This is a genomic window from Acinetobacter higginsii (assembly GCF_000369845.1).
GTDB lineage: Bacteria > Pseudomonadota > Gammaproteobacteria > Pseudomonadales > Moraxellaceae > Acinetobacter > Acinetobacter higginsii.
The window spans coordinates 465792-485024 of sequence record NZ_KB850215.1 but is presented as its reverse complement, the minus strand read 5'-3'; the positions used below and the strand labels follow the sequence as shown (position 1 = coordinate 485024).

The following is a 19233-nucleotide window of genomic DNA, read 5'->3' as shown; positions in this document are numbered from 1 at the left end:
ACTAGGAGTCATAGACACTCGAGATTACTCCTCGACTTTACCGCCAGCAGCTTCAACAGCAGCTTTAGCGCCTTTAGTCAACACAACACCTTTAACAGTGAATGCGCGAGTGATTTCACCAGAAAGAACGATGCGAGCACGAATTTGGTCACGACGAACAACATTCGCAGCTTTTAAAGTTTCAAGGCTAACAACATCACCTTCAACTTTATTCAACTCAGACAAACGTACTTCAGCAGTTTTCAAAGCGATTTGGCTAGTGAAACCGAATTTAGGCAAACGACGATATAACGCAGTTTGACCGCCTTCAAAGCCTGGACGAGTACCACCACTTTTACGTGAGTTTTGACCTTTGACACCACGGCCACCAGTCTTACCAACGCCAGAACCGATACCACGGCCTAAACGACGGTTATCACGCTTAGCACCTTCTGCAGGTGCAAGTTCATTTAAACGCAGAGTCATGGCTTATTCCTCTACACTAACCATATAGTAAACTTTGTTGACCATACCACGGTTAGAAGGCGTATCTTGCACTTCTACAGTATGACCAATACGACGCAGACCTAAACCCTTAAGGCAAAGTTTATGATTTTTTAAACGATGCGAAGAAGATTTAGTCTGGGTAACTTTAATCGTTTTCATGATTGATTACCCTTGAATTTGTTCTACTGAAAGACCACGTTTCGCAGCGACTTTCTCAGGAGAAGTCATATCACGCAAACCTTTGAAAGTTGCGTTTACTACGTTAGCAGCATTTGTAGAACCATAACATTTAGCAAGTACGTTATGTACACCTGCAGCTTCAAGAACAGCACGCATAGCGCCACCAGCAATTACGCCAGTACCTTCTGAAGCAGGTTGCATGTATACACGGCTTGCGCCATGACGAGCATTCACAGGGTGTTGTAAAGTAGTACCCGCAAGGTCTACAGTAATCATGTTACGACGAGCAGCTTCAAGTGCTTTAGAAATAGCAGCTGGAACTTCACGTGCTTTACCACGACCAAAACCTACGCGACCATTACCATCGCCCACAACAGTTAATGCTGTGAAAGAGAAGATACGACCACCTTTAACAACCTTGGCTACACGATCAACGGCAACCAGCTTTTCAACGAGACCTTCGTTTTGTTCAACTTTCGCCATGATTAGAACTCCAAGCCGCCTTCACGAGCAGCATCAGCCAAGGCTTTGATACGACCATGATATTTAAAACCAGAACGGTCAAATGCAACTTTGGTAACACCAGCTGCTTTAGCACGTTCTGCGATCAAAGCACCAACTTTCGTAGCTGCATCTACATTACCTGTAGTACCGCTACGTAAAGATGCATCTAAAGTTGAAGCTTGCGCTAAAACTTTTCCACCATCTGCTGAAATAACTTGCGCATAGATGTGACGCGGCGTGCGGTTTACACACAAACGAGTCGCACCCAATGCACGAATGTGCAAGCGTGTGCTTTTCGCACGACGCAAACGGGTTTGTTTCTTTTCGTTCATAAGAACCTCGCGCCTTATTTCTTCTTAGCTTCTTTACGAAGAATAACTTCATCCGAATAACGAACACCTTTACCTTTATATGGTTCAGGAGAACGGTATGCACGGATTTCCGCTGCCACTTGACCTAACAACTGCTTGTTTGCTGACTTCAAAATGATTTCAGTCGCAGTTGGAGTTTCCGCTGTTACACCTTCAGGTAAAGCGTAGTCAATCGGGTGTGAGTAACCAAGGTTAAGGTTTACAGAAGTACCCTTAACCGCAGCTTTATAACCAACACCAACAAGCTGTAACTTACGTTCGAAGCCTTCGCTAACACCTTTTACAAGGTTGTTCAATACAGCGCGAGCAGTACCAGCCTGCATCCAAGCGTCTTTCGACTCTTTAGCTGGAGCAAGTTGAAGTTTACCTTCTTCCTGTTTTAGCTCGACCAGCGCATGCAGGTTGAAAGACAATGTACCTTTGCTGCCTTTCACTTCGACCTGCCGGCCGTTCTGAGTAACTGTTACACCATTAGGTACAGTTACTGGGGCTTTAGCCACACGAGACATGAGGAATCACCTATTAAGAAACAAAAGCAATAACTTCACCACCAACGCCCGCAGCACGTGCAGCGCGATCAGTCATGATGCCTTTGCTTGTAGAAACAATTGCAATACCTAAACCTTGCTTAACGCTAGGAATTTTATCTTTACCGCGATATTGACGTAGACCTGGACGGCTTACACGCTTAACGGTTTCGATAACTGGTTTGCCTTCGGAATATTTTAAAGTAATTGTCAAAGTAGATTTTGTTTCTTCAGAAGCAACTTCTACATTTGAAATATAACCTTCTTGTTGAAGTACGTTTGCAATAGCAACTTTCAACTTAGAAGAAGGCATAGAAACAGTTTGTTTCTTAGCCATTTGTGCGTTACGAACACGTGTTAGCATGTCGGCAACGGTATCTTGCATACTCATTTAGTCGCTCCTTACCAGCTTGCCTTAACAACGCCTGGTACATCACCCTGCATTACTGTGTCACGTAATTTGTTACGGCTTAAACCGAACTTACGGAAGTAACCATGAGGACGACCAGTTAAACCACAACGGTTACGAAGACGTACTGGAGATGCGTTACGTGGCAATGCCTGTAACTTTAATGTCGCTTCGAAACGTTCTTCGTCACTTGCATTTACATTAGCAATCGTTGCTTTTAATTCAGCACGTTTTGCAGCGTATTTAGCAACTGTCTTTTCGCGTTTCAATTCGCGATTAATCATACCTTTCTTAGCCATATCGACCTCTTATTTGAACGGGAAGCCGAATGCACGCATAAGCGCACGGCCTTCGTCATCGCTACGAGCAGTTGTCGTAATAGTGATGTCTAAACCACGGATACGATCAATCTTGTCAAAATCGATTTCAGGGAAAACGATTTGCTCTTTTAAACCCATAGAGTAGTTACCACGACCATCAAATGATTTCGAAGAGAAACCACGGAAGTCACGGATACGAGGGATTGCGATCGAGATCAAACGATCCAAGAATTCGTACATTTGGTCGCCGCGTAAAGTAACTTTACAACCGATCGGCCAACCATCACGGATTTTGAAACCAGCGATTGATTTACGAGCAAGTGTCACAACTGGTTTTTGACCAGCAATGAGTTGCATATCAGCAACAGCGCCATCTAATAATTTCTTATCAGTCGCAGCTGCGCCTACACCCATGTTAAGGGTGATTTTTGTGATGCGAGGAATATCCATCACATTCTTAACGCTAAGTTCTTCTTGTAACTTTGCTTTAAGTTCGTCGTTGTAACGTGCTTTAAGTCTGGCCATTGCCTTTTCAACCTATTACTTCGCTACCGCCACTGATTCACCATTTGATTTATAAACACGAGTTTTCGCGCCATCAATCACTTGGTAACCAATACGGTCAGCCTTTTGGGTTGTAGCATTAAAAATTGCCACGTTTGAAATATGAAGCGTAGCCTCTTGAGTAACGATGCCGCCTTCAGCGCCAGTTACACGGTTTGGCTTTTGATGCTTCTTCACTAAGTTAAGGCCTTCGACCTTAACTCGATCTTCAGAAACTGACAAAACGATACCTTGTTTGCCTTTTTCTTTACCTGCGATCACAATTACTTGATCGCCTTTTTTAATCTTAGCCATGATTGCCTCTTATAGAACTTCAGGAGCCAATGAAATGATTTTCATGAACTGTTCAGTACGAAGTTCACGAGTCACTGGTCCGAAGATACGAGTAGCAATCGGAGCTTTGTTGTTGTTCAAAATAACAGCTGCGTTATCGTCGAAACGAATAACTGAACCATCTGGACGACGGATGCCGAACTTTGTACGAACAACTACAGCATTCATCACGTCACCTTTTTTAACACGTGCGCGTGGAATTGCTTCTTTTACAGTAACTTTAATAATATCGCCAACTGAAGCATAACGACGGTGTGAACCACCAAGTACTTTAATACATTGTACGCGGCGTGCACCACTATTGTCTGCTACGTCGAGCATACTTTCGGTTTGAATCATTGCCCTACTCCAAAACCGAGCATCACCGGTCACAATTTCGAAAGGCTCAAAGAGTACTCGAAATTGTCCGATGATGCAACAAGAACGTCTAATTACTCAGCAGCAGCTTCAACTACTTCCACTAAAGTCCAAGCTTTAGTTTTAGAAATTGGGCGGCTTTCTTTGATGGTTACCAAGTCGCCTAATTTAGCAACATTGTTCTCATCATGAGCGTGTAATTTAGTTGAACGGCGGATTGATTTGCCGTACAACGGGTGTTGAACGCGGCGTTCAATAAGCACAACAATAGACTTGTCCATTTTGTCGCTTACGACTTTGCCGGTTAACGTGCGGACTGTTTTTTCACTCATTGTCCGTTCCCCTGTTTTTCGGTAAGGAGTGTCTTAATACGAGCAATTGTCTTACGAGCAATTTGCACTTCATGCGATTTGCCTAGTTGACCAGTTGCTTTCGCCATACGAAGACGGAATTGGTTAAGCTGTTGCTCATCAAGCAAAGCTTTCAACTCTTCTACCGACTTTTCACGTAGATCTTTAGTTTTCATTACATCACCGTCCGAGTCACTATAGTGGTTTTAAACGGGAGTTTAGCAGCAGCTAAAGCAAAAGCTTCACGCGCTAACTCATCGCTAACACCTTCAATTTCGTACAGGATCTTACCTGGCTGGATCTGACAAACCCAGTATTCCACGCTACCCTTACCTTTACCCATACGTACTTCTAATGGTTTTTCGGTAATTGGTTTGTCTGGGAATACGCGGATGAAGATTTTACCACCACGTTTGATACGACGGCTAATGGTACGACGTGCAGCTTCAATCTGACGCGCAGTCATACGACCACGTTCAGTTGCTTTAATTGCAATCGAACCAAATGATACTGTACTACCACGATGCGCTAGACCAGTGTTACGGCCTTTGTGCACTTTACGGAATTTGGTACGTTTAGGTTGCAACATGGATTATTCTCCCTTGTCAGCAGCACGGTCACCGCGACGACCACGACGCTCTTGACCTTCACCACGACCACGACCACGTTTAGCTGGACGCTCTTCAGCAGGAGCAGGGTTCATGACTTGTTTCATGCCACCTAAGATCTCGCCACGGAAAATCCAAACTTTAACACCGATCGTACCGTATGTTGTTTCTGCGCGCATAGTTGCATAGTCGATGTCAGCACGAAGCGTATGCAAAGGTACACGACCTTCACGATACCACTCAGTACGAGCAATCTCTGCACCACCTAAACGGCCAGAAACTTCAACTTTGATACCTTTAGCGCCAGCACGCATTGTGTTTTGAACCGCACGCTTCATAGCACGACGGAACATAACACGCTTTTCTAATTGAGAAGCAATCGCTTCAGCAACTAAACGTGCGTCCAAGTCAGGGCGATCAATTTCATTGATGCTAACTTGAGCTGGAACACCCATAATGTTGGTGAGTTCGCGCTGTAATTTCTCAATATCTTCGCCTTTTTTACCGATAACGATACCAGGACGAGCAGTGCTAATTGTTACTTTAGCAGCGCCTGTAGGACGTTCGATAAGAATATTGCTGATCATCGCGTTTTTAAGTTTTTTAGTTAAAAACTCACGAACTTGAAGATCTTTAAGCAAGTATTCAGCGTATTGTTTCGGACTCGCATACCAGTTAGCGTTATGACGTTTCACAACACCTAGGCGGATACCGATTGGATGAACCTTCTGACCCATATCAAACCCCTACCTTAACGGTGATGTGACAAGTACGCTTAGTAATACGATCTGCACGGCCTTTAGCACGTGGCATGATACGTTTAAGGCTCATGCCTTCATCAACGTAAATCGTAGTTACTTTAAGGTCATCAACATCTAAGCTGTTGTTGTGTTCAGCATTCGCGATTGCAGATTCAAGTGCTTTTTTAACGAGCACAGCTGCTTTCTTGTTGCTGAAGTTCAAAATGTCTATCGCACGTGCAACCGACTTACCACGGATCAAATCAGCAACTAAACGTGCTTTTTGTGCCGAGATAGCGGCACCGCGTAATTTAGCAGTTACTTCCATCATAGCACCTATTAACGTTTAGACTTCTTATCAACACCGTGACCACGATAGGTACGAGTTGGCGCGAATTCACCCAATTTATGACCAACCATGTGTTCAGTAACAATTACTGGAACGTGGTTACGGCCATTGTGAACAGAAATTGTTAAACCAACAAAGTCTGGAAGGATCATTGAACGACGTGACCAAGTTTTGATCGGCTTACGGTTGTTAGCAGCAATCGCAGCTTCAACCTTAGCGAACAAATGCGCGTCGACGAATGGACCTTTTTTTAATGAACGAGGCATTATTCAGATTCCCTTACTTGACGCGACGGTCGCGAATAATCATCTTAGTCGTACGCTTATTGGTACGTGTCTTGTACCCTTTAGCTTTTTGACCCCATGGACTTACAGGTTGAATACCTTTACTACGTCCTTCACCACCACCGTGTGGATGGTCTACTGGGTTCATCGCCATACCACGAACGGTAGGACGAATACCACGCCAGCGCGCAGCACCAGCTTTACCCAATGAACGAAGGTTGCTTTCTTGGTTAGAAACTTCACCAATTACAGCACGACATTCAACATGGACTTTACGCATTTCACCAGAACGTAAACGAACGATAGCGTAAGAACCATCACGACCCAACAACTGAACTGAAGTACCAGCAGAACGTGCTAATTGAGCACCTTTACCGATTTTAAGTTCAAGGTTATGCAGGGTAGAACCGATTGGCATGTTACGAAGTGGTAAGCAGTTACCTGGACGAATTGGAGCATCGTTACCAGATTGAACTTTATCACCAGCACGTAGGCCTTTAGGCGCAATGATGTAACGACGTTCACCGTCAGCATATTTCAATAAAGCAATATGAGCTGTACGGTTAGGATCGTATTCAATACGCTCTACAGTCGCAGGAATACTGTCTTTGTTACGTTTAAAGTCAACAATACGGTAGTTTTGCTTATGACCACCACCCACGTGACGTGTAGTGATGTGACCATTGTTATTACGACCACCAGTACGTTTTTTAGCTTCTACCAACGGTGCATAAGGAGCGCCTTTGTGAAGATGGTCATGAACCACTTTCTCTACAAAGCGACGTCCTGGAGACGTTGGCTTACATTTTTGAATTGGCATAATTCTCGTCCTTATTCCGCTGCGTTTTCAGCGGTATCGCCCAAGTCAGCCATTTCTACATCTTGGCCAGCTTTCAGGGTGACGTATGCTTTTTTCACATCAGAACGACGTCCTAATGTTTTACCAAAGCGTTTTGTTTTACCTTTAGTGATCGTTGTATTGATTTTTACAACTTCAACACCAAAGAGCTGCTCAACTGCTTTCTTGATTTCAAGTTTGTTTGCATTTAATGCAACTTTGAACACTTGAACACCAGCAGTATCACCTAAAACTTGTGCTTTTTCTGAGAATACTGGTCCTAATAGGACTTGATAGATACGTTCGTTGTTCATCCGAGTTCTACCTCAATTTTCTTAGCAGCAGCTACAGACATTACAACTTTATCAAATGCGATCAAGCTAACAGGATCAATAGCAGTAGCATCAACCACATCAACGTGTGGAAGGTTGCGAGCTGCGAGATACAAGTTCTCATCTACAGCATCTGTAATGATCAATGCGCGAGTTGCATTCAAGTCTGTAAGTTTTGCAAGCAAGTCTTTAGTTTTTGGAGCTGCAACAGCAAACTCTTCAACTAATACAAGACGATCTTGGCGAACAAGTTCAGCTAAGATACATTGCATTGCACCGCGGTACATCTTACGGTTTACTTTTTGAGACCAATCTTGTGGGCGAGCAGCAAAAGTTTTACCACCACCAACCCAGATTGGGCTACGAATAGAACCCGCACGAGCGCGACCAGTACCTTTTTGACGGAATGGCTTTTTACCACCGCCAGAAACATCTGCACGTGATTTGTGAGCACGAGTACCTTGACGACCACCAGCCAAGTAAGCTGTAACAACTTGGTGTACAAGAGCTTCGTTAAATTCACGTCCGAAAGCAACTTCAGACAATTCAACAGCAGAGCCGGAAACAGTTTTTAAATTCACAGTATTTCCCCTCAGGCCTTGATGGTAGGACGTACAACAACGTCACCGCCAGTTGAACCAGGAATAGCACCCTTAACAACTAAAACAGAACGTTCAGCGTCAATAGATACAATTTCAAGACCTTGAACTGTTACGCGTTCGTCACCTAAGTGACCAGCCATTTTCTTGCCTTTGAACACGCGACCAGGTGTCTGGTTTTGACCTGTAGAACCTAATACACGGTGAGATACAGAGTTACCATGAGTAGCATCTTGCGTACGGAAATTCCAACGTTTAACACCACCTTGGAAACCTTTACCTTTTGACTGACCAGTTACGTCAACAATTTGACCAACTGTGAACAGATCAACACCGATAGAAGCACCCACTTCACGGCCTTCAAGCTCAGCTTCAGTAACACGGAACTCTTTAACTAAACGACCAGCAGCAACACCCGCTTTCGCGAAGTGACCTTTCTGAGCGTTAGTTACGCGCGATTCGCGACGTTCACCAGTAGTTACTTGAATTGCTTGATAACCATCAGTTTCAAGTGTTTTGATTTGCGTAATGCGGTTTGGATCGACTTCGATAACTGTAACAGGTACAGATACACCAGCATCTGTAAAGACGCGAGTCATACCACATTTGCGACCGACTAAACCAATAGCCATGTGCATAAACCTCTAAAAAAGCGGCCTAATTAACTTAGAAAGTTAATCAACCGAAAGCCTTAACCCAAAGCGATCTGAACATCAACACCAGCAGCAAGATCTAACTTCATCAATGCATCAACAGTTTTATCTGTTGGTTGAACGATGTCGATCAAACGCTTATAAGTGCGGATTTCGTACTGATCACGAGCGTCTTTGTTGACGTGTGGTGAAGTAAGAACGTTGAAGCGTTCGATGCGAGTAGGCATCGGAATTGGACCACACACTTGTGCGCCAGTACGCTTAGCGGTTTCTACGATCTCTTGAGCAGATTGATCAATCAGACGATGATCAAAAGACTTCAAACGGATACGAATTCTCTGGTTAGACATACCAGTAAACTCCAAGCCAAATATATAAAGAATCACCCATGACGCACCTCACCATTCTGGTAAGTGTCAAGGGCAGTGAAAATCACTAAGGTCATGATCGATGCCACGACTGTAATGCGTTAACTACTTTCTTCGTAGTAAACGCCCTCCATTTGAGGGTCGCTCATTATAACGATTGTTTAAGTCTTATGCAATTCTTCTTTTCATTTTTTAAGCAATCAATCCAGCTATGCACTCACAACATAATCGATTGCCTGATTCAGCAAACGATTGCCCTGTTCAAATTTACTTTTGATGGTTCTTTTTAATTCAGATATCGGTTGTACATATTCACCATTAAAAACCGCCATATCCTCTTCATTCTCAATCAGCAGCGCCAAGGTCTGTGGTGTCATTTCTGGATGAAACTGAAACCCAAGAACATTACGTCCGATCTGATACATTTGATTTCGGCAGACTTTATTCTCGGCTAAACGCACCCCACCCTTTGGAATTTCAAAAGTTTCGCTATGCCATTGCAAAATATTCAATTGCTCTGGAATTTGAAAGTAATCCTCAGGCACATGCGAGGCACGCCCCACATCCATCCAGCCTAATTCTTGGTACGGATTACGACTCACGGCTGCCCCCAAGGCATTGGCAATTAACTGACCACCCAAGCACAACCCAATCGCAGGTTTACCCGCAGCCAAATAACGTCGTAACCATCTTTTTTCGAGCTTCAACCAAGGATAATTTGCTTCATCATTCACACTCATGGTTCCCCCCATAATAATCAGCAGATCAACTTCATCTACTCGCGGTAAGGCTTCCAACTCCAAGGGTAAATCGACGGGTAATGCAAAAAACTCAGTTGCGGTAATTTTTGCTTTATGTGCTTTTAAAAAGTCATAGCAACTGCCAAAACCTTCACCAGCAATGTGCTGAAAATAATGCACTCTTAAATGCGACTTCATGCGCTAGAACCTATTTATCGTTAGAATGATAATTAGTCTTAGCAAAAATAAAGCCAGTTTTGAGCAATCGTATTAATCCGTACCGATTCTGTACAAAAGCAGCGCAACACTAGCGGCTTGGTTGATTTTCTCTTAACCTAAGTCATTATATTTATTTAGCCCATGCCCCATGACAACACACAATAAAGCACAAACCAATCTGATTCATGCACCACGCCAAGCCCCTCAATACATTGAAACCGTTCAGCCTCCCTTATTTCGTGCATCCACCATTATTTTTAAAAGCACGGCGCACCTTTTTGACCGCCATTGGACCGATGCTTATGACTATAGTTATGGCACACACGGCACCCCGACGACGTTTACATTAGGGGACAATATTGCGCAAATTGAAGGCGGACGTTATTGCTTGCTTGCACCAAGCGGTTTATCAGCGATTAATCTCGTGAATAGTGCCATTTTAAGTTCAGGGGATGAGGTTTGGGTTGCCGATAATATTTATGGCCCTAATCTTGAGCATTTAAATCATCTGCAAGATCGTTATGGCATCACCGTTAAAATTTATAATCCAATTGATGCCAATAGTTTTCAACCGACTGAAAAAGCGAAACTGATTTGGCTCGAAGCAGCAGGATCAGTCACTTTAGAATTCCCCGACTTAAAGAGCTTGGTTAAAAAAGCACAACAGGCCAATGTACTCACCGCACTGGATAATACATGGGGTGCAGGACTGGCTTTCAATGCTTTTGATTTCTCAGATGAGCATCTCACTGTTGATATTACAGTTCATGCACTGACCAAATACCCAAGCGGTGGTGGCGATATCTTAATGGGTTCTGTGGTCACGAATGACCAAGCACTTCATCACAAACTCTATCGTATGCATGCCATCCAAGGAATTTCAGTTTCAGGTGATGATACGGCACAGATCCAACGCAGCTTGGCACATATGTCTTTACGCTATGAACAGCAAGCGCAAAGTGCACTCACCTTGTTAAATTGGTTAAAACAACAACCACAATTTAGCCAAGTCCTGCATCCAAGCGATCCAGATGCAGCAGGCCATCAATTCTGGACAGAAATTTGCAGCACTGGCAAAAGTGCAGGCTTGGTCAGTGTTATTTTCAAACCAGAATATGATCTGGCCGCAATCCGAAAGTTCTGCGACAGCCTAACGCTGTTTAAACTCGGATTTAGTTGGGGCGGTCCTGTCAGTCTGGCAATGTTGTATGACTTAAAACAAATGCGTACTTTGGAAAATACACATTTACAACAAGGTTTATTGGTTCGCTTCTGTATAGGACTAGAACATCCAGAAGATTTAATTCAAGATATTCAAAACGCATTAAAACAGCTCGATTGAGATTAAAAACAGGTGAAGAATGAGTACACCAATCGTTATTGCAAAAAAAACCACTGATACAACACAAGATATTGTTTTACATTCTAAATTTGCAAACCGACATGGTTTGATTGCAGGTGCGACAGGAACCGGTAAAACCGTAACCCTTAAGGTGATGGCCGAAAGCTTCTCTCGTATTGGCGTACCAGTATTTCTTGCCGATGCCAAAGGTGATGTATCTAGTCTTGCCAAAGCAGGCAGCAGCAATCCTAAATTTGATGAGCGTCTAAAAAGCTTACAACTAGATGCAATTCCTTTTGCAGCATCTCCCGTTATCTTTTGGGATTTATTCGGTCAGCAAGGCCATCCAATTCGTACCACCATTTCAGAGATTGGTCCCTTATTACTGGCACAAATGCTGAATCTGAATGACACCCAAGAAGGTGTACTTTCAGCGGTGTTTCGTGTTGCTGATGATCAAGGTCTTTTACTGATCGATTTTAAAGATCTGAAAGCCATGCTGACTTATGTCAGTGAAAATGCTGCCAGCCTCAAAGCCGAATATGGCAACCTTTCCCCTGCCAGTCTAGGGGCAATTCAACGTAATCTACTGGCTTTAGGTGATCAAGGCGGTGAACAGTTCTTTGGTGAGCCAAGCCTTAATATTCTCGATTTCATTCAAACTGACACCAATGGTCATGGCTATATCAACATCTTGGCTGCAGATAAGTTGATGAACACCCCGAAGTTATATGCCACTTTCCTGCTTTGGATGATGTCTGAACTATTTGAGCAGTTACCTGAAGTAGGCGATATGGACAAGCCCAAATTGGTATTCTTCTTTGATGAAGCGCATTTACTATTTGATAATGCCAGTCCTGCTTTGCAACAAAAGATTGAACAAGTGGTACGTTTGATCCGCTCTAAGGGTGTGGGGATTTATTTCATTACCCAAAATCCACTGGATTTACCAGAAAGTGTTTTAGGGCAACTAGGTAACCGTGTACAACATGCCTTACGTGCATTTACCCCTAAAGACCAAAAGGCAGTCAAAACCGCAGCAGATACTTTCCGTGCCAATCCAGAGTTTAAAGTCGATCAAGCCATTACTGAACTTGCAGTCGGTGAAGCATTGATTAGTTGCCTAGATGAACAAGGGACGCCACAAATTGTGGAGCGCGGTTGGGTGATGCCTCCTTACTCCTCCTTTACCCCGATCACGCCTGAAGAACGTCAAGTCATTATTGGGCAAAGTATCGTGGCGGGTGTCTACGACCAAGCCATTGACCGGGACAGTGCTTATGAAATGCTGCAAAAGAAAGTATTACAACAATCCCAAGAAAAAGAGGCAGATGAGTTAGCCAAACAGCAAAGCAAGGAACAAGATGCTTTGGCCAAGCAACAAGCCAAAGAGCAAGAACGTTTTGCCCGTGAGCAACAAAAAGCCGCAGAAAAGTCACAGCGTGATCGCGAGAAGCTCACCCAAGATATCGTCGGTACTTTTGCCAAGAGTGCCGCGCGTAGTTTAGGTGGGACAACTGGACAAAAAATTGTTCGTGGCTTACTCGGTTCATTATTCGGTAAAAAATAAATCCATATTCATTTGTAAATTAAGGGATAATAAATTATCCCTTAATTTTTTTATGGCTTTTATTTAAATATGCATTGCAAATACACCTTATAAGATGTATTTTAAATACATCTTATAAATGATAGCCAAGAGAGATCAAGCATGACTCCACAGCAAATTGACCTAGTAAAAGCCACTGTTCCTGTCCTACGCGAAAATGGTGTTGCACTGACTGGATACTTTTATAACCGCATGTTAGGTAATCATCCCGAATTAAAAGAAACCTTTAACATGGGACACCAACGTAGTGGGGCTCAAGCACAGGCACTTGCGGGTGCAGTTTTGGCGTATGCAGAAAATATTGAAGACCCTTCTGTGCTTTTGCCTGTGGTTGAAATGATTGCGCATAAACACGTGAGCTTGAATATTCAATCCCCTGACTACGGCATTGTCGGTGAAAACCTTTTGCACTCGATTAGTGAAGTCCTCAATATTTCAATGGAAGATCCATTGATTGCTGCATGGGCTGCCGCTTATGGTCAATTAGCTGATCTATTTATCAGTACTGAAAAAGCCATTTATGATCAACACCAACAAACCCAAGGCAGTTGGTTAGGCTGGCGTAATTTCAAAATCGCCAAAAAAGTGGTGGAAAGTGATGAGATTACCTCGTTCTACCTTGCCCCTGTAGACGGCGGCGCATTACCGCATTATAAAGCAGGCCAATATATTTCAGTCCGCGTGTTTGTCCCTGAACTCAACTTAAGACAACCGCGTCAATATACGCTTTCGACTAGCCCACAGGCAGATTATTTGCGTATCTCAGTGAAACGTGAAGATGAAAAAGGTGAACTCGCTGGTGGTTGGGTATCCAGCACATTACATGGTCTAGCTGAAGGTTCTGAAATTGAAGTGTCTGCACCAACTGGTAATTTCTATTTGATCGATAGCAGCAAGCGTAATGTCTTTATCAGTGGTGGTGTAGGATTAACCCCAATGATTGCGATGCTAAATCAGTTAGTGACATTGGATATGCCGCAACCCGTGAATTTCATTCATGCCTGCCGCAGCAGCCAAGTGCATGCCATGAAGCAGCATATCCAAGAGCTTAAAACCAATTATCCACGTTTAAGTACATTTACAGCATATGAGTTTCCACACGAAAATGACAGCCTTGGTGAAGACTACGATGTTGCTGGACGTTTAGATTTAAGCAGCATCGATGCGGCACTATTACCCGCCAATGCCGATTATTATTTATGTGGGCCAATGCCATTTATGGTAGCGCAACATCAGGCACTGGTTGCTCGTGGTATTCCTGCTGCCAACATTCACAGCGAAGCCTTTGGCACAGGTGGCGTTAAACTCAGCTAAGCCACACTACATTTTGCATGGGGCTAGTCTATGTTAGACTAGCCCTTTCTATTTCTTGCACTAGATTGAGTGAAACCACATGCAACTCAATAAGTTTACTGATTATGCACTCAGAATTTTGATGTATGTCGCTCGTCCGAGTGATGTACCTTATACGATTGCAGATATCGCAGAAGACTTACATGTGTCGCAAAACCACTTGGTTAAAGTCGTGCACTTCATGGGTAAACAACATTGGATTGTGACCATTCGCGGCAAAGGCGGTGGCCTGCGCCTCAATCCGGAAGCCAAGAATCTGAAATTAGGTGCGATTGTTCGAACCTTACAAGGAAATCATCAAATTGTTGAATGTAATACCCCTCCTTGTGTACTTCGAGCCAACTGCGGACTAAAAGGAATTTTAGATCAAGCCTTAGAATGCTTCTATCAAAGCCTAGATCAATATACGCTTGGCGAAGTCGTCCAACAGGGTATTATCCCCTCTTCCACACGCTCAAATATCGACTTTTTAGAGCTTATTCAGAAAGCTTAAAATCACATACAGATGAAGGATTCGCACGAACGCCTCACATCCTTTATAATGGTCGTTGCTATTTCTATTCAAAAGTAAGCTTCTATGCGTCGCAGTGAAAAATCGAAAGATACCAAAGCCAGACTCGCACCTAAACAAAAAATCAGTTATGAAAAAAAGGCTGACCCTGCATTAACTGAATATGCAGTACAGTCTTTAACTTGGTTACGCCAAGCTGAATTTTTGATGAGTGCGCCGAAACTGGCTTTATGCGTAGAAGACACAGGTTATGAAATCGCATTTGCTGGCCGTTCCAATGCAGGTAAATCAAGTGCAATCAACACTTTAACCAATCAAAAGCAATTGGCACGTGCTTCAAAAAGACCGGGGCGCACCCAAATGATCAACTTTTTCAGCTTGGGCAATCCAGATCAGCGCTTGGTCGATTTACCTGGCTATGGTTATGCAGCGGTTCCTGAAGCAATGAAAATCGTTTGGCAGAAAGAACTCGAAAATTATCTAATCCACCGTAAAAGCTTACAAGGCTTGGTGCTATTGATGGATATTCGCCATCCTTTACAGCACTTTGACTTGATGATGCTAGAATGGGCGCATTCACGTCATTTATTTGTACATATCCTGCTGACCAAGGCAGATAAGTTGAACCGCGGCCCTGCCAATGAAGTTTTATTTGATGTAAAACAGCAATTGAAGAAAATGAAACTCGATTTCTCAATTCAACTGTTCTCATCGCTCAATCGCATTGGCTTAGAAGAACTGGCAACTGTCATGGCAGGTCGTTTGAATTACACCCTTGATCAACCAGCAGAATTTGACCTCAGCCAAATCCCAGAAGCCTCAGAAACCGACATTCAAGAATAAAAAGTGCATTTTATGCATCAAGTTGCATAAAATAATTTTTAATTGTCCCGAATTGCTAAACACAAACACTAGGTAGTTTTCATATACTGCTTAGTGTTGGTTCATTGCACTATCGATTAGGACTAAACGATGAAATTACTATCATTTGTGAAGAACAAAGTTCTTGGTTCTTCGATTGACTATAAAATCCTCCCACGCAAAGTAAAGTTTGACTGGGAAAATACGCCAGTGGATTGGATTCCAAACCAGCCTTTTGCCAGCTATTTTATTAATGAAATTAACAATATTTTACCTGCTGGTGAGTTTTGGTTTTGCCGTTTATATAACAAAGTCCTTCCAAAAATTACCGATGAAAAATTAAAGCAAGACGTCCAAGCCTTTATTCGTCAGGAAGCAATGCATGCCGTTGCACATACCTCTGCCAATAAAGAATATTTGACGCAACGCAATATTGATATTCAGCGCAACCTCGACATCATGGATTTCTTATTCACCAAGGTCTTGGCTGACAAGCCTTTCGATAAAGAAATTCCAAAAGCACTCGAGCATCAGTGGGATTTATTCCGTCTCGGTGTGATTGCGACTGTTGAACACATGACCTGTGTACTGGGCAAATATGCACTGTACAACAAGCGTTGGGAAGAACTCGGTGCAGATCCAGAAATGATCGATCTGATCAAATGGCATGGCTCTGAAGAAATTGAACACCGTACTGTTGCATTTGATCTCTATCGCCATTTGGGCGGTGGTTACATCGCACGTTACTACATGAGTGTTGCCGTTATTATCGGTGTACTTGGTCTATGGGTCGATGGTGCAGCACATATCATGAGCCAAGACCCTCGTTTTTCTGACAAGAAACCAAGCTTATTTAAACCATGGATCTGGATCGAATGGTCGAAAATCGCATTAAAAGACGCTAAAATCTTGCCAGGTCCTGCATGGTTGGTTGCACAACAGATTGATTACCTCATGCCTTGGTATGACCCGGTCAAAGAAGGCAATACCCAAGACGCTGTGAATTATCTGAATAATTCGCCTGCCGCAAAGCGTGCCTTGCAACAAGCCGCTTAAAATTTAAAAATAAAAAAAGCAGGAACTCTCTCCTGCTTTTTTTATGCCTATAAAATTAACTAGACTCAGCTTCCGCCTGTTTCGCATAACGATCAACCACCACACTGATCATCATGTCACCTTGCACATTGACTACCGTACGCACGGTGTCTAAGACACGGTCAATCGGCAATAAAATCGCAATCGCTTCGGCAGGTAAACCAACTGACTGTAACACCATGATCATGGTGACCATCCCTGCACTTGGAATCCCCGGCGCACCTAAGGATGCAATCATAGCAGTCAAACAAACAATCAACTGTTGGGTCAGGCTCAAATCCAGCCCCATCAAGTTGGCAATAAATAAAGCCGCTGCTGCTTCATAGAGTGCCGTACCATCCATATTCAGTTGTGTACCCAATGGGATCACAAAGCCAGCCGTTTGCGGACGCACACCCAAATTTTCCTGCGCACACTTCATACTCAGCGGCATGGTGGCAGAACTAGAACTGGTGGCAAAAGCTGTGACTAAGGCTGTTCTCGCTCCTCTAAAAAAGGTGATTGGATTCATCCGCCCAAAAATCCATAACAAAGCAGGTAACACCACCGCTCCATGGAAAATGGTCGTACCGGTCACTACCGCAGCAAACTCAACCAAACGGCTGAGTACCGACAAATCTTCGGTGGCAATCAACTTTGCCAAGAGTGCAAAAATCCCAATCGGCGCAAGCTTCATCACCCAACCGACCAACATCATCATGATGTCAAAAAATTGCTGACTGATGTTACGAACCAAGGCGAAGCGCTCGCCACCTTTAACCAAAGCCACGCCCAGAAATAAGGCAAATACCACCACCGCCAACACATTGCCTTCACTAAATGCCTTAAATGGATTGATTAAGGTATTTTGAATAAAAGTGCTAAAGAAACTCGATGGGGTTAAGGTATCAGGGGTTTGATGACTATCCATCGCAGCTTGGAATAATTGAATATCCACCCCTTTACCCACCTCAAACAGATGCGCACAGCTAATCCCTAGAATTAAAGCCAAGGTGGTGGTGGTCAAACAGCTCAATGCGGTAATTTTCCAGACTCGACCAAATTGACCGCCCGCCTGTAAATTGGAAACCCCAACTACAATCGAGCTAAAAATCAGTGGAATCAGCAACATTTTCAACAAACCAATGAAAATGCTACTTAAAATACCCAGTCCATAAAGGCTGTGTTCAACAAATACCGTCTGCGGATAGGCCAGCAACAGAAAACCAAAGGCCACACCAAGCACAGCTGCAATTAAAATTTGTGTATTTAGATTCATTGTGAATGGATAAAACATTTTAACTTAGCCGTACTATGGCATGCTCATGTTGAAGAATCGAGCAATTTTTTGTCACATGCTTATGATAAAAAAAGCCATCAGAATGATGGCTTTAGTGTTGATTCATTTTTCACTGGGTTTCGATTTCTCTGAGCCGAATCAAACCTTCTTGCACAGTGCTACACACCAGCTGTCCATTTTGCCACATCCGCCCAAAGTTCAAGCCACGGGAACTGGCACTGATAGTCGCTTCCATATCATAAAGCATCCACTCATCTGCACGCAGCGGACGATGGAAGTAAATAGTGTGGTCGATACTGGCACACTGTAAATTCGGAGAAATCCAAGACAAACCATGTGGACGTAACGCCGTGGTCATTAAGGTAAAATCTGAGTAAAATGCCACAATCGCCTGATGCAGCGAGATTTCATCTAAATTCGCTGGAATCGCATCATGGGTCCGAATGTAATGTGCATAGAACGGCGCTTCTGGCTGCGGTTGAAACGGATTAATCAACTGCGTCGGTCTGATTTCCACATGACGCTCACGCATAAAACTGGCGCGTACATTCTCTGGGACAAAATTAATCAGGCTTTCTTTCAGCTCGTTCTCAGACTTTAAGGTCTCTGGTTCAGGATACTCTGGCTCTTTATGTTGATAATTCAAGCCTTCTTCGGGATTGGCAAAAGAGACCATCGCAGAGAAAATGGTGCGACCATGCTGGATTGCCCGAACTTGGCGACTGGCAAAACTTTTACCATCTCTGAGTGGATCAACTTCATAAATGATCGGTGCATTAACATCGCCACCATACAAGAAATAGGCATGTAAAGAATGTGCAGGACGATCCGTGGTATATGACGCGGCTCTTAATGCTTGTCCAAGCACTTGCCCACCGAACACTCGCTTGCCTACCAAATTGCGGCTATTGCCTCGGAAAATATGTTCTTCTAACTTTTCCAGAGTCAACAGTTCTACCAATTCTTGAGTTAACGCATTCATGTAATAGCCTTCCAACATCAATGAGGAGAGATCAACCAATCCATTCAGGGTTGATAATTTTGATTGTGCC

The 19233-nt window shown here is 43.5% G+C and carries 29 protein-coding genes and 1 pseudogene; 6 read left to right on the top strand and 24 right to left on the bottom strand.

The window, feature by feature from the left end; genetic code table 11:
• Positions 1-24: 24 nt before the first annotated feature.
• The 22 genes and pseudogenes from rplO to F885_RS07420 form a co-directional block, all read right to left on the bottom strand.
• A complete protein-coding gene (rplO, locus tag F885_RS07315; RefSeq protein ID WP_004804120.1) occupies positions 25-465 on the bottom strand; it encodes a 50S ribosomal protein L15 in 441 nt (146 codons plus the stop codon).
• A 3-nt stretch (positions 466-468) separates the two neighbouring features.
• Positions 469-645 (bottom strand): 50S ribosomal protein L30, encoded by a 177-nt coding sequence (gene rpmD / locus F885_RS07320; protein ID WP_004804119.1) that lies wholly within the window; start codon positions 643-645, stop codon positions 469-471.
• A gap of 6 nt (positions 646-651) precedes the next feature.
• Entirely contained in the window at positions 652-1149 is a 498-nt protein-coding gene (rpsE, locus tag F885_RS07325; protein ID WP_004657688.1) for a 30S ribosomal protein S5, read from the bottom strand.
• 2 nt (positions 1150-1151) lie between these two features.
• A complete protein-coding gene (rplR, locus tag F885_RS07330) occupies positions 1152-1502 on the bottom strand; it encodes a 50S ribosomal protein L18 (RefSeq protein ID WP_004775881.1) in 351 nt (116 codons plus the stop codon).
• 14 nt (positions 1503-1516) lie between these two features.
• Positions 1517-2050 (bottom strand): 50S ribosomal protein L6, encoded by a 534-nt coding sequence (rplF, locus tag F885_RS07335; RefSeq protein WP_004804118.1) that lies wholly within the window; start codon positions 2048-2050, stop codon positions 1517-1519.
• Between the two features lie 13 nt (positions 2051-2063).
• The gene (gene rpsH / locus F885_RS07340; RefSeq protein ID WP_005317991.1) at positions 2064-2459 is read right to left on the bottom strand and encodes a 30S ribosomal protein S8; all 396 of its coding nucleotides are present in this window, start codon (positions 2457-2459) and stop codon (positions 2064-2066) included.
• Between the two features lie 11 nt (positions 2460-2470).
• A complete protein-coding gene (gene rpsN, locus F885_RS07345; protein WP_004641050.1) occupies positions 2471-2776 on the bottom strand; it encodes a 30S ribosomal protein S14 in 306 nt (101 codons plus the stop codon).
• A 9-nt stretch (positions 2777-2785) separates the two neighbouring features.
• Positions 2786-3322 carry a 50S ribosomal protein L5 gene (gene rplE, locus F885_RS07350; protein ID WP_004804116.1) on the bottom strand — a complete coding sequence of 179 codons (537 nt, stop codon included), beginning with the start codon at positions 3320-3322 and terminating at the stop codon, positions 2786-2788.
• Between the two features lie 15 nt (positions 3323-3337).
• A complete protein-coding gene (rplX, locus tag F885_RS07355) occupies positions 3338-3655 on the bottom strand; it encodes a 50S ribosomal protein L24 (protein WP_004804115.1) in 318 nt (105 codons plus the stop codon).
• A 9-nt stretch (positions 3656-3664) separates the two neighbouring features.
• The gene (rplN, locus tag F885_RS07360) at positions 3665-4033 is read right to left on the bottom strand and encodes a 50S ribosomal protein L14 (protein ID WP_004657680.1); all 369 of its coding nucleotides are present in this window, start codon (positions 4031-4033) and stop codon (positions 3665-3667) included.
• A 92-nt stretch (positions 4034-4125) separates the two neighbouring features.
• A complete protein-coding gene (gene rpsQ, locus F885_RS07365) occupies positions 4126-4383 on the bottom strand; it encodes a 30S ribosomal protein S17 (RefSeq protein ID WP_004657679.1) in 258 nt (85 codons plus the stop codon).
• Complete coding sequence (rpmC, locus tag F885_RS07370; protein WP_000849927.1) at positions 4380-4577, bottom strand: 50S ribosomal protein L29; 198 nt, start codon at positions 4575-4577, stop codon at positions 4380-4382. Before rpmC ends, rpsQ begins: the two co-directional genes overlap by 4 nt.
• Positions 4577-4990, bottom strand: coding sequence for a 50S ribosomal protein L16 (gene rplP / locus F885_RS07375; protein ID WP_004657678.1), 414 nt, complete (start codon positions 4988-4990; stop codon positions 4577-4579). Before rplP ends, rpmC begins: the two co-directional genes overlap by 1 nt.
• Positions 4930-5746: pseudogene (gene rpsC, locus F885_RS07380) on the bottom strand (30S ribosomal protein S3). Before rpsC ends, rplP begins: the two are co-directional and overlap by 61 nt.
• Position 5747: 1 nt before the next feature.
• Positions 5748-6077, bottom strand: a complete 330-nt coding sequence (rplV, locus tag F885_RS07385) for a 50S ribosomal protein L22 (protein WP_004657676.1) — start codon at positions 6075-6077, stop codon at positions 5748-5750.
• Positions 6078-6088: 11 nt separating this feature from the next.
• A complete protein-coding gene (gene rpsS, locus F885_RS07390) occupies positions 6089-6364 on the bottom strand; it encodes a 30S ribosomal protein S19 (protein ID WP_004641066.1) in 276 nt (91 codons plus the stop codon).
• 13 nt (positions 6365-6377) lie between these two features.
• Positions 6378-7202, bottom strand: a complete 825-nt coding sequence (rplB, locus tag F885_RS07395) for a 50S ribosomal protein L2 (RefSeq protein ID WP_004804114.1) — start codon at positions 7200-7202, stop codon at positions 6378-6380.
• An 11-nt stretch (positions 7203-7213) separates the two neighbouring features.
• Positions 7214-7534, bottom strand: a complete 321-nt coding sequence (gene rplW / locus F885_RS07400) for a 50S ribosomal protein L23 (protein WP_004641070.1) — start codon at positions 7532-7534, stop codon at positions 7214-7216.
• Positions 7531-8133, bottom strand: coding sequence for a 50S ribosomal protein L4 (gene rplD, locus F885_RS07405; RefSeq protein WP_004804113.1), 603 nt, complete (start codon positions 8131-8133; stop codon positions 7531-7533). The genes rplW and rplD overlap by 4 nt, the downstream gene beginning before the upstream one ends.
• Before the next feature lie 11 nt (positions 8134-8144).
• Positions 8145-8783: a 50S ribosomal protein L3 gene (gene rplC, locus F885_RS07410; protein ID WP_004775888.1), complete on the bottom strand. Its 639-nt coding sequence runs from the start codon at positions 8781-8783 to the stop codon at positions 8145-8147.
• A 59-nt stretch (positions 8784-8842) separates the two neighbouring features.
• Positions 8843-9154, bottom strand: coding sequence for a 30S ribosomal protein S10 (gene rpsJ, locus F885_RS07415; RefSeq protein ID WP_000070912.1), 312 nt, complete (start codon positions 9152-9154; stop codon positions 8843-8845).
• Positions 9155-9381: 227 nt separating this feature from the next.
• On the bottom strand, positions 9382-10110 hold the full coding sequence (locus F885_RS07420) for a type 1 glutamine amidotransferase (protein WP_004804112.1): 729 nt from the start codon (positions 10108-10110) through the stop codon (positions 9382-9384).
• A 169-nt stretch (positions 10111-10279) separates the two neighbouring features.
• On the opposite strand from F885_RS07420, the gene F885_RS07425 reads away from it, so the two are divergent.
• The 6 genes from F885_RS07425 (at position 10280) to F885_RS07450 (ending at position 16863) form a co-directional block, all read left to right on the top strand.
• The gene (locus F885_RS07425; RefSeq protein ID WP_004804111.1) at positions 10280-11473 is read left to right on the top strand and encodes a PLP-dependent transferase; all 1194 of its coding nucleotides are present in this window, start codon (positions 10280-10282) and stop codon (positions 11471-11473) included.
• Between the two features lie 19 nt (positions 11474-11492).
• Complete coding sequence (locus tag F885_RS07430; RefSeq protein ID WP_004804110.1) at positions 11493-13043, top strand: helicase HerA-like domain-containing protein; 1551 nt, start codon at positions 11493-11495, stop codon at positions 13041-13043.
• A 141-nt stretch (positions 13044-13184) separates the two neighbouring features.
• Positions 13185-14396 carry an NO-inducible flavohemoprotein gene (gene hmpA / locus F885_RS07435; RefSeq protein ID WP_005317980.1) on the top strand — a complete coding sequence of 404 codons (1212 nt, stop codon included), beginning with the start codon at positions 13185-13187 and terminating at the stop codon, positions 14394-14396.
• Between the two features lie 79 nt (positions 14397-14475).
• Complete coding sequence (locus tag F885_RS07440) at positions 14476-14928, top strand: RrF2 family transcriptional regulator (protein ID WP_005147145.1); 453 nt, start codon at positions 14476-14478, stop codon at positions 14926-14928.
• An 84-nt stretch (positions 14929-15012) separates the two neighbouring features.
• A complete protein-coding gene (yihA, locus tag F885_RS07445) occupies positions 15013-15789 on the top strand; it encodes a ribosome biogenesis GTP-binding protein YihA/YsxC (protein ID WP_005185270.1) in 777 nt (258 codons plus the stop codon).
• A gap of 129 nt (positions 15790-15918) precedes the next feature.
• Entirely contained in the window at positions 15919-16863 is a 945-nt protein-coding gene (locus tag F885_RS07450) for a metal-dependent hydrolase (RefSeq protein WP_005317976.1), read from the top strand.
• 55 nt (positions 16864-16918) lie between these two features.
• Here F885_RS07450 and F885_RS07455 read toward each other — a convergent pair whose 3' ends face one another.
• Together F885_RS07455 and F885_RS07460 are read right to left on the bottom strand one after the other, a co-directional pair.
• Positions 16919-18160, bottom strand: a complete 1242-nt coding sequence (locus F885_RS07455; RefSeq protein WP_005317972.1) for a dicarboxylate/amino acid:cation symporter — start codon at positions 18158-18160, stop codon at positions 16919-16921.
• A gap of 130 nt (positions 18161-18290) precedes the next feature.
• Positions 18291-19163, bottom strand: a complete 873-nt coding sequence (locus tag F885_RS07460; protein ID WP_005317970.1) for an acyl-CoA thioesterase — start codon at positions 19161-19163, stop codon at positions 18291-18293.
• Between the last annotated feature and the right edge of the window lie 70 nt (positions 19164-19233).

What these genes read in the sequence shown, in the direction of transcription:
- rpmD (WP_004804119.1), bottom strand. Translation starts at nt 645, where the DNA reads ATGAAAACGATTAAAGTTACCCAGACTAAATCTTCTTCGCATCGTTTA.
- F885_RS07425 (WP_004804111.1), top strand. Translation starts at nt 10,280, where the DNA reads ATGACAACACACAATAAAGCACAAACCAATCTGATTCATGCACCACGC.
- rplW (WP_004641070.1), bottom strand. Translation starts at nt 7,534, where the DNA reads ATGAACAACGAACGTATCTATCAAGTCCTATTAGGACCAGTATTCTCA.
- rplF (WP_004804118.1), bottom strand. Translation starts at nt 2,050, where the DNA reads ATGTCTCGTGTGGCTAAAGCCCCAGTAACTGTACCTAATGGTGTAACA.
- F885_RS07430 (WP_004804110.1), top strand. Translation starts at nt 11,493, where the DNA reads ATGAGTACACCAATCGTTATTGCAAAAAAAACCACTGATACAACACAA.
- F885_RS07460 (WP_005317970.1), bottom strand. Translation starts at nt 19,163, where the DNA reads ATGAATGCGTTAACTCAAGAATTGGTAGAACTGTTGACTCTGGAAAAG.
- rplE (WP_004804116.1), bottom strand. Translation starts at nt 3,322, where the DNA reads ATGGCCAGACTTAAAGCACGTTACAACGACGAACTTAAAGCAAAGTTA.
- F885_RS07420 (WP_004804112.1), bottom strand. Translation starts at nt 10,110, where the DNA reads ATGAAGTCGCATTTAAGAGTGCATTATTTTCAGCACATTGCTGGTGAA.
- rpsJ (WP_000070912.1), bottom strand. Translation starts at nt 9,154, where the DNA reads ATGTCTAACCAGAGAATTCGTATCCGTTTGAAGTCTTTTGATCATCGT.
- rpsE (WP_004657688.1), bottom strand. Translation starts at nt 1,149, where the DNA reads ATGGCGAAAGTTGAACAAAACGAAGGTCTCGTTGAAAAGCTGGTTGCC.
- rpsQ (WP_004657679.1), bottom strand. Translation starts at nt 4,383, where the DNA reads ATGAGTGAAAAAACAGTCCGCACGTTAACCGGCAAAGTCGTAAGCGAC.
- rplX (WP_004804115.1), bottom strand. Translation starts at nt 3,655, where the DNA reads ATGGCTAAGATTAAAAAAGGCGATCAAGTAATTGTGATCGCAGGTAAA.
- rplC (WP_004775888.1), bottom strand. Translation starts at nt 8,783, where the DNA reads ATGGCTATTGGTTTAGTCGGTCGCAAATGTGGTATGACTCGCGTCTTT.
- rplO (WP_004804120.1), bottom strand. Translation starts at nt 465, where the DNA reads ATGACTCTGCGTTTAAATGAACTTGCACCTGCAGAAGGTGCTAAGCGT.
- F885_RS07455 (WP_005317972.1), bottom strand. Translation starts at nt 18,160, where the DNA reads ATGAATCTAAATACACAAATTTTAATTGCAGCTGTGCTTGGTGTGGCC.
- rplB (WP_004804114.1), bottom strand. Translation starts at nt 7,202, where the DNA reads ATGCCAATTCAAAAATGTAAGCCAACGTCTCCAGGACGTCGCTTTGTA.
- F885_RS07450 (WP_005317976.1), top strand. Translation starts at nt 15,919, where the DNA reads ATGAAATTACTATCATTTGTGAAGAACAAAGTTCTTGGTTCTTCGATT.
- yihA (WP_005185270.1), top strand. Translation starts at nt 15,013, where the DNA reads ATGCGTCGCAGTGAAAAATCGAAAGATACCAAAGCCAGACTCGCACCT.
- rplV (WP_004657676.1), bottom strand. Translation starts at nt 6,077, where the DNA reads ATGGAAGTAACTGCTAAATTACGCGGTGCCGCTATCTCGGCACAAAAA.
- F885_RS07440 (WP_005147145.1), top strand. Translation starts at nt 14,476, where the DNA reads ATGCAACTCAATAAGTTTACTGATTATGCACTCAGAATTTTGATGTAT.
- rpmC (WP_000849927.1), bottom strand. Translation starts at nt 4,577, where the DNA reads ATGAAAACTAAAGATCTACGTGAAAAGTCGGTAGAAGAGTTGAAAGCT.
- rpsN (WP_004641050.1), bottom strand. Translation starts at nt 2,776, where the DNA reads ATGGCTAAGAAAGGTATGATTAATCGCGAATTGAAACGCGAAAAGACA.
- hmpA (WP_005317980.1), top strand. Translation starts at nt 13,185, where the DNA reads ATGACTCCACAGCAAATTGACCTAGTAAAAGCCACTGTTCCTGTCCTA.
- rplP (WP_004657678.1), bottom strand. Translation starts at nt 4,990, where the DNA reads ATGTTGCAACCTAAACGTACCAAATTCCGTAAAGTGCACAAAGGCCGT.
- rpsH (WP_005317991.1), bottom strand. Translation starts at nt 2,459, where the DNA reads ATGAGTATGCAAGATACCGTTGCCGACATGCTAACACGTGTTCGTAAC.
- rplR (WP_004775881.1), bottom strand. Translation starts at nt 1,502, where the DNA reads ATGAACGAAAAGAAACAAACCCGTTTGCGTCGTGCGAAAAGCACACGC.
- rplN (WP_004657680.1), bottom strand. Translation starts at nt 4,033, where the DNA reads ATGATTCAAACCGAAAGTATGCTCGACGTAGCAGACAATAGTGGTGCA.
- rpsS (WP_004641066.1), bottom strand. Translation starts at nt 6,364, where the DNA reads ATGCCTCGTTCATTAAAAAAAGGTCCATTCGTCGACGCGCATTTGTTC.